Below are 11,642 nucleotides of genomic sequence, written 5' to 3' on the forward strand. Positions count from 1 at the left end.
GTACTTTTGTGCTTCTATGCAAGCAAAAATTCGCTCCACTACCGTCCTCGGCATCCGCCACAACGGCGAAATTGCCCTCGGGGCCGACGGGCAGGCCACGATGGATAAACACGTCGCCAAGAGCAACGTGCGCAAAATCCGCAAGCTTAACGATGGCAAAGTCGTGACCGGTTTCGCCGGCTCCACGGCCGATGCCTTTATGCTGCTCGACCGCTTCGAGGAGAAGCTCGGCGCTTACGGCCAGAACCTGAAGCGCGCCGCCATCGAGCTAGCCAAGGACTGGCGCAAAGACCAATACCTGCGCAAGCTGGAAGCCATGATGGTGGTCTGCGACAAGGACGAGCTGCTCATCCTCAGCGGCACCGGCGACGTATTGGAGCCGGACTCTGACGTGGCGGCCATCGGCAGCGGGGCGATGTATGCCCAGGCCGCCGCCCTAGCCCTCAAGAAGCACGCGCCGCACCTCACCGCCCGCCAGATGGTGGAGGAAGGGCTGCACATTGCGGCCGATATTTGTATTTATACCAATCATAATCTGATGGTTGAGCAACCTTCTTAGTGCTTGGTGCTTAGTGCCGGGTGCTTAGTGCATCTGGTATTAAGCCGCTAGCACGCAGAAATTTTTGTTACATCTCGCTGGGCTTTGCTGCGTACCAAGCACCAAGCATCAAGCATCAAGCACCAATCCATGCAAATCACCAACTTCCTCAAGCACCATTACCGCCACTTCAACGCCGCCGCCCTCATCGACGCGGCCGAAGGCTACAACAAGCACCTCGCCGACGGCGGCAAAATGATGATTACCCTGGCCGGAGCCATGAGCACGGCCGAAATGGGTATTCAATTGGCCGAGCTGATTCGTCAGGACAAGGTGCAGATTATCAGCTGTACCGGCGCCAACCTGGAGGAGGACATCTTCAACCTCGTGGCGCACGATTTCTACGAGCGGGTGCCTAACTACCGCGACCTGACGCCCGCCGACGAGCAGGCCCTGCTGGAGCGCCACATGAACCGGGTGACCGACACCTGCATCCCCGAGCACGAGGCCATGCGCCGCCTCGAGCACTCGGTGCTAAAATTCTGGGAGAAGGCCGACAAGGCGGGCGAGCAGTACTTCCCCCACGAGTTTTTCTACCAGATTCTGAAGTCGGGCGAGCTGGAGCAGTACTACCAGATTGACCCTAAGGACTCGTGGATGCTGGCGGCAGCCGAGAAAAACCTGCCCATCATCTGCCCCGGCTGGGAGGATTCGACGCTGGGGAACATCTTCGCTGGGCACGTTATTTCGGGCGATATCAAGAATGTGCACACCGTGCGCACGGGCATCGAGTACATGATTTTCCTGGCCGAGTGGTACACCAAAACCGCTACCGACGAAAGCACCATCGGCTTCTTCCAGATTGGCGGCGGCATTGCCGGCGACTTCCCCATCTGCGTGGTGCCCATGCTGCACCAGGACCTGGGCCGCACCGGCGTACCGCTGTGGGGCTACTTCTGCCAGATTTCGGACTCGACCACGTCGTACGGCTCGTACTCGGGCGCAGTGCCAAACGAGAAAATCACCTGGGGTAAGCTGGGCGAGAACACGCCGAAGTTCATCATCGAGAGCGATGCGACGATTGTGGCCCCGCTGATTTTTGCGATGGTGCTGGGGCAGTAATTCGTCGTTTGCCGGTCCGACGTCCTAAGCGTTCGACCAGTGAGAAGACCATAAATGTAAAAAGCCCGCCGCTGAATTCAGCGGCGGGCTTTTCTTTGGTCCCGGGCCAGCGCATTCAACGCGACCGCTCGTTGGGCTGGCGGCTAGGTGGCGGGGAACCGTGCGAAGCGGAAGCAGGAATGTCGGCCGCTGCTGACCTGGCAGATGAATGTTCGGACGATAGGCTACGGGCCCGCACCAGGCGCTGAAAGTCGTCTTCGGTAAAGTCTTGAGAGGAATGCAGGGAATCACTCAGGGCCAGCTGGCCGAACAGATAGAGCATCATAGAAAGGGGGCTTTAGGGGTGCGACACCAGCATAGACGCAACTGGCAGCATTTTGCCGTACGCGGTAACGAAAGAATAATGTTTCGTTTGCGCCCACACCTGTTCAAACCAGAAGACGAAAAAAGCCTGACGCTGCCAGGAGCGCCAGGCTTTTGAAGACGTTAGAGCCAGCACTGACTCCGAAACGTTATCGGTGGTGGCCTAGCCTAATACATGCTGGGCCAGCACTTTTTGCACGTCGTAGATATTAACCTGCTTGGTGAATTTGCGGGTGATGCTGGGTGCCACTTCGCTTGATACCCAGATTTTCAATTCGGCGTCGAGGTCCAGATGGCCAGCGGTTTCGATGGCGAAGCGGGAAATGCTTTTGTATGCTATCGAAAGGTACTCGACTTTTTTGCCGGTGATGCCCTGTTTATCAACTAGAATTAGGCGCTTGTTGGTGAAAATAAAAACGTCACGCATCAGCTTGAAGCCGATTTCAATGCTTTCGCCGTTGGCCAGCAGCAGGCCGTATTCAGTTTGCAGGTCGGCAGGTTGAGCGACGCTGGCGTTATCCAGCAGGGCGGAGAAAAATCCCATGAAAAAACGTTGGTTAAGAATGAACGTGTAAGTATAGCGCCTAAATCAGGAACGGGATGTTGGGCAGAGGGCTGTTGCTTTCCAACCTTCGCTACCCCAGCCCGTAAAGCGCCCCCACATCCTCTCTCAACCCCGAAACATCATGAAAAACATCATTCTTCCACTGCTGGCCGCCGCCACTTTCGCTTTCGCCAGCTGCAACGACCTCAAGAAACCCGAGGACAAGGACCAGCCCCAGGAAGCTACCGCCGACACGGCCGTGGTGTACCGCGACGGCCGCTCGGCCGGCGCGACCGCCGACAACGCCTTCGTGCTGACCCGCGAGCGGCTGGCCGACGTGAAGCTGCCCGAAATCAAAACCTCCGGCATCACGGTGCAGAGCGACAGCTCGTATCAGGTGTATTCGGTAGATGAAAGCATCCTCTTCGACACCGATAAGGCTACCATCAAGCCCAGCGCGGCGGCGGCCATCCAGGAAATTGCGGGCTCCGTCAACCAGCGCTTTGCCGGGCACGACGTGCGCGTGATGGGCTTTGCCGACGCCCGCGGCGATGCCGCTTACAACTACGACCTGGCCAAGCAGCGCGCCGAGGCCGTGAAAACCTACCTCATCGAAACTGGTAAGATGCCGGCCGATAAGCTCAGCACCGAAAGCTTCGGCGAGCAGCAGCCCGCCGCCACCAACGCCACGGCCGAGGGGCGCAAGGAGAACCGCCGCGTCGAAATTGCGGTGCGCGTGAAGTAGCTGCCCCGCTGCCAGCGCCACAAAAAAGCCCCGATACTTGCTGAGTATCGGGGCTTTTTACGTTATCGAAGCAGGTTAACTACTTCAGCAGGTCGGTCTGGCTGCGTACTACCTCGCGGGCAATGGCGAGGTTGGTATCGCGCGGGTTCACGACGAGGTAGATAAATTTCTTGCCATCGTTGGCCACCTTGAGCAGGTGCAGCTGGTTGGTGAGGGTGATGAGAACGTCGTCGATAGTTTCGTTTTGCAGCTTGAGGGCCGAAATGGCTTTCTGCTTTTGCTTGACGACTTCCGTGTTGTAGGCGGCCGCCGTGTCGGGGTTAATGGAGGAGTTGGAGTGCGAGGCCAGGCTCATGCCCGAACTGATATCGACGACGGCGACGGCCAGCAGGGCGGGCAAATCGTTGAGAATGTTCTGGACAACCTGCCCGGCGGGGGTAGAGGTAGAATACGCCATTGCGTTGAAAATAGGGGAGAAAGAAGTGGATGCCCGCTGTAGTGAACGGTCATTGAGGATGACCACAAAGTTGGGGCAGCTTCTCCGGTGCTTACTTGACGAATATCAAGTGGCCACTTGAGAGAAATCATTTCCCAGCTGAATGGCTTTAATAAAAAATCCCCCGCCGTAGGCTGCGACGAGGGATTTTTTGGGGGTGGTAGTACGAATTCCCCGCAGGAGTTCGTACTACCACTTTGTCGTTGTTAGAACCGCGCAGACATCAGAGTGGTAGTACGAACCCCTGCGGGGAATTCGTACTACCACCCGTAACCGCGCCTATAGGTGAATGCCGCCCGATACCTCGATGCGCTGGCCGTTAATCCAGCCGGCTTCCGGGGTGCAGAGGAAGGCTACGACGCCGCCGATGTCGTCGGGCAAACCTACGCGGCCGAGGGCGGTGAGGCTGGCCAGGTGCTGGTTGACCTGGGCGTTGTCGCGCACCATGCCGCCGCCGAAGTCGGTTTCGATGGCGCCGGGGGCCACCACGTTGGCCGCAATTTGGCGGCTGCCGAGCTCCTGGGCCATGTAGCGGGTCAGCACGTCGATGCCGCCTTTCATAGTGGCATAGGCTGAGTAGCCAGCCCCGGCGAAGCGAACTAAACCGGAGGAAATGTTGATGATGCGGCCGCCGTCGCTGAGCAGCGGCAGGGCCTTTTGGGTCAGGAAGTACGTGCCTTTGAGGTGGATATTCACCATGTCGTCGAACTGTGCCTCGGTGGTGTCGGCGAAGGGGGCGTACACGCCGGTGCCGGCGTTGTTGATGAGGAAATCAAACTTCCCGGTGCCGAAGGTGTCGCGCAGGGTGCTGCCCAGGCGGGTGAAGAAGTCGGCAAAGCCAGAGCTGGCCGAGGCGTCGAGCTGCAGGGTGGCGGCTTTGGCGCCGAGGGCTTCAATTTCGGCTACCACGCTCTGGGCCTCGGCCTGCTGGCTGTGGTAGGTGAGGACGACGCTGATGCCTTTTTTGGCCAGAGCGAGGGCCATGTTTTTGCCGAGGCCGCGGCTGCCGCCGGTGACGAGGGCGATTTTGGGAGTGCTCATTTGAGAGTGATTAAAGGGTTGATTGGAACACTGCAAAGGTCCGGCGGGAGCGGGGCGGGGTGTTTGCGCCGGGCAATCGGGTTTTTGCAAAATTCAAATCGTCTGTCATGCTGAACGCAGTGAAGCATCCTCTCACGTCTCAACGATTTCGTTATAGCGTGAGAGGATGCTTCACTGCGTTCAGCATGACAGTTCCTGCCTTATTGCCGGAAGGCCCCGGGCGCCATGGCCGTCTGGCGCTTGAAGAAGTTGGAAAAGTGCGCCACTTCGGCGAAGCCGAGGCTGTCGGCGATTTCCGACACCGTCCAGTTGGTTTGGCGGAGCAGCACCTGGGCTTCCTGCACCACGCGGCCGCCGATGAGCTCGGTGGTGGTGCGGCCGGTGGTTTCGCGCAGCACCTTGTTGAGGTGGTTGACGTGCACGGCGAGGCGGTCGGCGTAGTCGCGGGCGGTGCGCAGGCGCAGGCGCTGCCCGGGCGTTTCGATGGGGAACTGGCGCTCCAGCAGCTCGATGAACAGCGAGGTGACGCGGGCCGAGGCATTGTGGGCCGGGTGCAGGGCGGTGGCGGGCTGCAGCTTCTGGCCCAGGTGAATGAGCTCCAGCACGTAGGTGCGCAGCAGGTCGTACTTATAGGCGTAGTCGGCGGTGATTTCGCGCTGCATCTTGCTGAAAATGCTGCGGATTTCGGTGGCCTGCTCGTCGGTGAGGGTGAAGACGGGGAAGCCGCCGGGCTGGAAGATGGGCAGCTCATCCACGGTCACGCCGCTCTTGGAGGGCAGCAGGAATTCGGCGGTGAAGATGCAGAACTGTGCGGTTTGGGGGCCGTCCTGGGGCAGCCAGTTGTAGGGCACCTGCGGCGAGGCGAAGAGCAGGGCGTTGTGCTCGATGTCGATGACTTTGTCGGCGTACTCGGCGCGGTTGCGGCCGCTGATGAGGCTGATTTTGTAGTAGGCCCGGCGGTCGTAGGGCATGGCGAGCTTGCCGGCGGGGCTGTTGCGCATCAGCTCGCTCAGGTCGAAAACGTTGAAGTGCCCGACTTCCTGCTGGATGCCGTTGGGCAGCAGCGTGTGCAGCTCGGCCCCGGTGCCGGTGGTCATCTGCTGGTAGAATTCTTCGAGGGCAATGGCTTTCATGTAGCGGGCGGGTTTGCGAAATTCAAAGGTAGTAGCGCGGACTTTGTAGTCCGCGAGTATGAACGAACAGCGCGAACTCGCGGACTACAAAGTCCGCGCTACTGTAGTTTTGGCCCATGAATATGCTCAGCAGTACGCCGCCGGTACCAGTCCATGCGTTCAAGCGCGACGAGGCCAGCGGCAACAACTGGTTTACCATCACGCGGTCGGAGGGTGGGCTGACGTACGAGGCGGACTTGCTGCTGCCGCACCGTAAGGACTACTACCTCATGGTGTTTGTGCGGCGCAACCAGGGCCGGCACTGGGCCGACGGGAAAGCCTACGAGCACCCCGACAACTCCTTTTACTTCTCGGGCCCGGCCCAGATGCTGGTGAAGGAAGAGGCCACGCCCTTCTGGGGCACGCACTTCGCGTTCACGAGCGAGTTTCTGGCCCTGCAGCCGAGTGCCGATTTGCGCAGCCTGCCGCTCATCCAGAACCCCCACCAGGGGCACGAGCTGCGCCTGACCGAGGCCGATGCGTTGGTAGTAGAAGACCTGCTGGCCCGGCTCGAAGCCGAGCAGGCCCGCCCCGGCGAGTGGCAGCACCGCCTGCTCACGGCCTACCTCACGGCGCTGCTCACCTACCTGAGCCGGCTTTATAAGGAGCAGTTTACGGGCGCCGAGCCCTCGGCCGAGCAGCGGCTGCTGCACGCCTACCAGGCCCGAGTGGAGGAGCACTTCCGCGAGCTGCACGAGGTGGGCGACTACGCGGCGCAGCTGCACCTCTCGGCCGGGCACCTGAGCGAGGTGGTGAAGGCCCAAAGCGGCAAGCCCGCCATCAAGCACCTGCACGACCGGCTGGTGCTGGAGGCCCGCCGCCTGCTGTTCTACACCCGGCAGCCGCTCAAGGAAATTGCCTTCGACCTGGGCTTCTCGGATGCTTCGTACTTCAACCGCTTCTTCAAGCGCGAAACCGGCAGCACGCCGGCCCAGTACCGCAGCAATACCCGCAAAATGTACCAGTAATACCGCCGAATGGACGCCAGCGGGGCCTGCCAGGCCCGGTAATTTTGTGCTGTTAATCAAGCCACCAACTTTACCGATGAAAACCGCCCTCATTACCGGTGCCAACCGCAGCATTGGCTTCGAAGCCGCCCGGCAACTACTCCAACAAGGCTACTACGTGTACCTCGGCGCGCGCGACCTGGCCCGGGGCCAGCAGGCCGTGGCTCAGCTCCACGCCGAAGGCCTCACCCAGGTGGAGCCCCTGCAAATCGACGTGGCCGACCCAGCCTCCGTGGCCGCCGCCCGCACGGCCCTGGGCCAGCAAACCGAGGTGCTCGACGTGCTCATCAACAACGCCGGCATCCTCGGGGGCATGGTGCAGCCCGCCACCAGCACGCCCGTCAGCGCTATCAAAGAGGTGTTCGAAACCAACGTCTTTGGCGTGATTGAAGTCACCCAGGCCTTTCTCGACTTGCTGCGGCGCTCGCCCGCCCCGCGCATCGTGAACGTGACCTCGGGCCTGGGCTCGCTGACTTTGCACACCGACCCGAGCTGGAAATACTACGCCGTGAAGGGCGCCGCCTACGCGCCCTCCAAGGCAGCCCTCAACGCCTACACCATCATGCTGGCCTACGAGCTGCGCGACACGCCCTTCAAGGTGAACGCCGTGGACCCCGGCTACACCGCCACCGACTTCAACCACCACAGCGGCCCCGGCACCGTGGCCGATGCCGCCGCCCGCGTGGTGAAGGCCGCCGTGCTCGGCCCGGATGGCCCCACCAGCCAGTTTTTCAGCGACGACAACGCGCCCGACACCGGCATCAGCCCGTGGTAGAAACCAACAAAAAAGCCCCTCGCCAGAGGGGCTTTTTTGTTAGGCCTGCGGGTCGGCCGGGGGCGTGGCTCCGTCGGTTTTCTTCGCTTTCGCCTTTTTGGCGGGCTTGGGCTGGGTGAAAATCTTCTGGTCGTAGAGGGTTTTCACCCGCTCGGGCTCGTCGATGTGCATTTTCACCTGGTCGAGCAGGTTGAGTTTCAACTGGCGGGCGGCGGCCTGGCGCAGCTTTTTTTCTTCCTTGCTGTCGTCCTGCACTTCGCCCTTGCTTTCGCCCTGGTCCTTGCGGGCGTCTTTGTAGGCTTGTTTGAGCTCGGCGGCGCGGGTACGGAGGGCCTCGCCGAGCTCCTTTTTATAGGTGGTGGTGAGGGTGGCCACGCGGTCGAGCAGGCCGGAGAGGGTGTCGAGCGTCACGCCGGTGTACTCGCTGCGGCCCTTGGGCAGGAAGAGGGTGAGGGCCGTGGGATTGGGCGTGGTGCGGGTGAAAATGTAGGGCACATCCACCAGCAGCTCCTTTTTGACGAAGGTTTTGAAATCGGCCAGCACTTTTTCCACCGCGTCGGTGTCGCCGTAGCGCGCGCTCAGGTTGAGGTCCTGCACGCCGAGGAAGGCGGCGTAGGCGTCGCGGTGCGGCGTGAGGGCGTCAATCTGGGCCGTGTACTGGTCCCCGGTGTTGAGGCCGCTCATGCGGTCGAGCGTGCCGTTCATGAGGGCCAGGAAGTCCAGGCGGGGCCGTTTTTTGTTGGCGAAAGGGTTGTCGAGGTAAGGTAAAAACATGATGGTAAGCGGTTAGGTGAGTGAGGATGCCAAGGTACTAGAAAAAATTAATTTCATTCCCGCAGCACCCCCTCCCGGCGTCGGGAGGCCCATCTTTGGCCCCAAACCCGGCCCTCCCATCGTCGGGAGCACCATCTTTCACCCCAAACAGACCCTCCCGACGATGGGAGCACCATCTTTCACTTCAAACCCAGCCCTCCCATCGTCGGGAGGCCTCCCTTTCAGGCCAAAGATGGCCCTCCCGACGATGGGAGGGGGAGACTGTGCCCCAGCAGCGCTCGCCACGCCAGCTCCAGCCCGAACGCGCCCCAGCCCAGGGCGGCGGCAAAGGTGAGGAAGGCGGCGAGGCGGGTTTTCATAGTTCAAGGGGAGGTAAGTTGTCCCAATAGGGCGGCGGCCAGGGATGGTTGGCATGGTCTGGCCACAATCCATGAATAGCATCCAGCAGCCGCTGGCCGCCCACAGTTACGGATTCTTCGTGCGAGAAGTAAAGGACGAAATCGAAGGTGGCATTGGTATGCAGATGCTCTAAACCATCGTAGCCAAAAAAGCAGTCATCCAGTGATTTTCTGCTCACTGTCCCGCCCTCCACCACCTCATATAGTTCCGCTGCCTGAAAGACCTTTCGCACTATGCCTCGCAAATCAGCGTCTGATACGGCTTCGTGGAAAGCTTCTTCGTTGTAGACTTCCGTGTGTGGAATCTGCTTGTGGTTGTCGCTAAGTGGAATCCAGCCGAAGGGAATATCGCAGCCCCAGCGGGCATTCAGCTCCAGAATAACCAGGTCTTCGTCCATTACTCAAGTCTTTACTAACGCAAAATAGCCTTGCGCCTAGTGCGGCGTCAGCCGCAAAATCAGCTCCGCCAGGCCGCCAATCACCAGCACGTTGAGCAGCAGGCCCAGGGCCGTTATCAGGATGCCGCGCCACAGGCTGCCGCCCAATTGGTAAGCCCCCCGCGCCAGGGTCGTGAAGGCCCAGGCCTGGTAGAGCGGCATGAGCAGGTTTTCGACCACGTACACCGTCCCGAATTGCGGCGTGCCCTGGGTGTAGCGCAGCAGCGGCAGAAACAGCATTTGCAGCACCATCACCGTGGCCATCATCAGGGCATTGGCCATGAAGTGCTCCACAAAATTGTAGCGCAGCCGCCGCAGCAGCCCCCACGAGAGCAGCGCAAACCCCGGCAGCGTAGCCACTGTGAACCAGGCCAGGTACTTCATCGCCACCTGGCTTACGGCCAGGCCGTGCCGCTCGGCCGGGGTGCGGGCGGGCATTTCCGGCAGCACTTCCACGTGCAGTGCCAGTATCAGAAACGAGGCAATGCCCGCCACCAGCAGCACCAGCGCCAGCGGCTTAAACAGCTGCACGCGCTGCCCCGCCAGGTAGCGCCGCATGGTGTGGCCCGGCCGCCGCAGCATCTCCCAGATGGTGTAAACCACCCCCTTGTCGACGTGCCACACGCTGTGCAGCACCTCGTGCAGCAAGTAGCCCCAGGTGAAGCGGCGGGTGCTGGTCGCCTGCCCGCACTGGGCGCAGAAGGGGCCGGTGAGGGCCGCCTCGCAGTTGAGGCAGGCCGCGGGGAGAGCGTCGGAGGGAGAGTGCATCGGCAGCAGGCGGGGAGGATGCCAAAGATAGGCCCCGCCGCCAAGCCCGGCCGAACACAACCCCCGGCCGGCCGTAGGAGAGAGCCTGCCATTTCATTTATTCTTCATGAATCCAAAAGCAACTCTACTGCTGCTGCTGCCCGCCCTGGGCCTGACGGCCTGCGACAAAGACGACGACAGCACCGGCCTGCAAGGCGGTCAGTTTCCGACCGAAACCCTCACGCCCAGTGCCACCACCCTGCGCGTGGCCGACCTGCCGGCGCCCTTCGCCACGCAGTCCGTCACCAACTACCCCCAGGTGCTGGCCGAGCGCCCCGCCACGGCCCGCCTCAAAGTGCCCCAGGGCTACCGCGTCAACGTCTACCAGGACAACCTGCCCCAGGGCCGCTGGATGGCCGCCGCCCCCAACGGCGACATCTTCGTGGCGCAGATGGCCCTCAACCAAATCACGGTGCTGCGCGACACCAACAACGACGGCCGTGCCGACCAGCAAACCGTGTGGGCCACCGGCGGCGTGCTCAACCGCCCCCTGGGCATGGCCTTCAACGGCAACTATTTCTACGTGGCCTGCTCCAACGCCATCCTGCGCTACGACTACAACAGCGGCCAGACGCAGGCTGGCGGCCCGCCCACCCAGCTCGCCGAGCTGCCCGGCGGTGCCCAGCACCCCGCCCGCTCGCTGCTCATTCACAACAACAAACTATACGTCGGCATCGGCTCGTCCGAAAACGCCACCGTCGAGCAGGACCCCCGCCGCACCACCATCCAAGAGTTCAACCTCGACGGCAGCAGCCCGGCCACCTACGCCTCGGGCCTGCGCAACCCGCAAGGCCTAGGCATCAACCCCGCCCGCCCCGATGAGCTCTGGACCGTGGTCAACGAGCGCGACGGCCTCGGCGACGACCTCGTGCCCGACTACGCCACCGCCGTGCCCCGCGATGCCTTCTTCGGCTACCCCTGGGCCTACCTCGCCCCCGACAAGCGCGACCCCCGCGTGACCGCCCCGGCCCCCGCCCAGGTGGCCGCCACCCGCACCCCCGAGGTGCTGCTGCGCGCCCACTGCGCCGCCCTGGGCCTGGCCTTCTACACCGGCACCGCCTTCCCCGAAGACGCCCGCGGTGACCTCTTCCTGGCCATGCGCGGCTCCTGGAACCGCTCCGTCGGCTCGGGCTACAAAGTGGTGCGCGTGCGCATGAACGCCAGCGGCCTGCCCGAAACCGCCGGCCCCGACGGCCGCGGCGCCGCCTACGAAGACTTCGTCACCGGCTGGCAAACCAACGAGGGCCAGCCCGCCCCGCCCCAGGTGTGGGGCCGCCCCGTCGGCCTGCTCTCCGCCCCCGACGGCTCCCTGCTCATCGCCGAAGACGGCCAGGGCATCGTGTGGCGCGTGAGCTATGGCGGGAATTAGGTTTCGCGTTTATTATGAATGAAAACACCCCGCGTCGGCAGTCGGCGCGGGGTG

14 protein-coding genes are annotated in these 11,642 nt (G+C 62.0%); 6 read left to right on the top strand and 8 right to left on the bottom strand.

Going from position 1 to position 11,642, the window contains the following annotated elements:
* Positions 1-16 precede the first annotated feature (16 nt).
* Positions 17-559, top strand: coding sequence for an ATP-dependent protease subunit HslV (gene hslV / locus Q5H93_RS15480; RefSeq protein WP_305007505.1), 543 nt, complete (start codon positions 17-19; stop codon positions 557-559).
* Between the two features lie 129 nt (positions 560-688).
* On the top strand, positions 689-1,660 hold the full coding sequence (locus Q5H93_RS15485) for a deoxyhypusine synthase family protein (protein WP_305007506.1): 972 nt from the start codon (positions 689-691) through the stop codon (positions 1,658-1,660).
* A gap of 526 nt (positions 1,661-2,186) precedes the next feature.
* Here Q5H93_RS15485 and Q5H93_RS15490 read toward each other — a convergent pair.
* Entirely contained in the window at positions 2,187-2,567 is a 381-nt protein-coding gene (locus Q5H93_RS15490) for a PH domain-containing protein (RefSeq protein WP_305007507.1), read from the bottom strand.
* 142 nt (positions 2,568-2,709) lie between these two features.
* Between Q5H93_RS15490 and Q5H93_RS15495 the strand changes: the two genes are divergently transcribed.
* A complete protein-coding gene (locus Q5H93_RS15495; protein ID WP_305007508.1) occupies positions 2,710-3,312 on the top strand; it encodes an OmpA family protein in 603 nt (200 codons plus the stop codon).
* A 79-nt stretch (positions 3,313-3,391) separates the two neighbouring features.
* On the opposite strand, the gene Q5H93_RS15500 is transcribed toward Q5H93_RS15495, so the two are convergent.
* The 3 genes from Q5H93_RS15500 to Q5H93_RS15510 all read right to left on the bottom strand — a co-directional run bounded on the left by Q5H93_RS15500 (position 3,392) and on the right by Q5H93_RS15510 (position 5,982).
* Entirely contained in the window at positions 3,392-3,769 is a 378-nt protein-coding gene (locus tag Q5H93_RS15500) for a hypothetical protein (protein WP_305007509.1), read from the bottom strand.
* A gap of 318 nt (positions 3,770-4,087) precedes the next feature.
* Positions 4,088-4,849: an SDR family NAD(P)-dependent oxidoreductase gene (locus tag Q5H93_RS15505; RefSeq protein WP_305007510.1), complete on the bottom strand. Its 762-nt coding sequence runs from the start codon at positions 4,847-4,849 to the stop codon at positions 4,088-4,090.
* A 200-nt stretch (positions 4,850-5,049) separates the two neighbouring features.
* A complete protein-coding gene (locus tag Q5H93_RS15510; protein ID WP_305007511.1) occupies positions 5,050-5,982 on the bottom strand; it encodes a helix-turn-helix domain-containing protein in 933 nt (310 codons plus the stop codon).
* A 116-nt stretch (positions 5,983-6,098) separates the two neighbouring features.
* On the opposite strand from Q5H93_RS15510, the gene Q5H93_RS15515 reads away from it, so the two are divergent.
* Both Q5H93_RS15515 and Q5H93_RS15520 read left to right on the top strand, forming a co-directional pair.
* Positions 6,099-6,989 (top strand): AraC family transcriptional regulator, encoded by an 891-nt coding sequence (locus Q5H93_RS15515; protein WP_305007512.1) that lies wholly within the window; start codon positions 6,099-6,101, stop codon positions 6,987-6,989.
* A 76-nt stretch (positions 6,990-7,065) separates the two neighbouring features.
* Entirely contained in the window at positions 7,066-7,803 is a 738-nt protein-coding gene (locus Q5H93_RS15520; protein ID WP_305007513.1) for an SDR family oxidoreductase, read from the top strand.
* A gap of 39 nt (positions 7,804-7,842) precedes the next feature.
* Here Q5H93_RS15520 and Q5H93_RS15525 read toward each other — a convergent pair whose 3' ends face one another.
* From Q5H93_RS15525 to Q5H93_RS15540, 4 genes are all read right to left on the bottom strand, one after another.
* Entirely contained in the window at positions 7,843-8,577 is a 735-nt protein-coding gene (locus Q5H93_RS15525) for a hypothetical protein (protein ID WP_305007514.1), read from the bottom strand.
* A 221-nt stretch (positions 8,578-8,798) separates the two neighbouring features.
* Positions 8,799-8,936, bottom strand: a complete 138-nt coding sequence (locus tag Q5H93_RS15530) for a hypothetical protein (RefSeq protein ID WP_305007515.1) — start codon at positions 8,934-8,936, stop codon at positions 8,799-8,801.
* Positions 8,933-9,373 (bottom strand): hypothetical protein, encoded by a 441-nt coding sequence (locus Q5H93_RS15535; RefSeq protein WP_305007516.1) that lies wholly within the window; start codon positions 9,371-9,373, stop codon positions 8,933-8,935. Before Q5H93_RS15535 ends, Q5H93_RS15530 begins: the two co-directional genes overlap by 4 nt.
* A gap of 36 nt (positions 9,374-9,409) precedes the next feature.
* On the bottom strand, positions 9,410-10,180 hold the full coding sequence (locus tag Q5H93_RS15540; RefSeq protein WP_305007517.1) for a DUF3667 domain-containing protein: 771 nt from the start codon (positions 10,178-10,180) through the stop codon (positions 9,410-9,412).
* A gap of 106 nt (positions 10,181-10,286) precedes the next feature.
* Between Q5H93_RS15540 and Q5H93_RS15545 the strand changes: the two genes are divergently transcribed.
* A complete protein-coding gene (locus tag Q5H93_RS15545) occupies positions 10,287-11,588 on the top strand; it encodes a PQQ-dependent sugar dehydrogenase (RefSeq protein WP_305007518.1) in 1,302 nt (433 codons plus the stop codon).
* The last annotated feature ends 54 nt before the right edge of the window (positions 11,589-11,642 follow it).

Source organism: Hymenobacter aranciens, from assembly GCF_030580865.1.
GTDB classification, from domain to species: Bacteria; Bacteroidota; Bacteroidia; order Cytophagales; family Hymenobacteraceae; genus Hymenobacter; species Hymenobacter aranciens.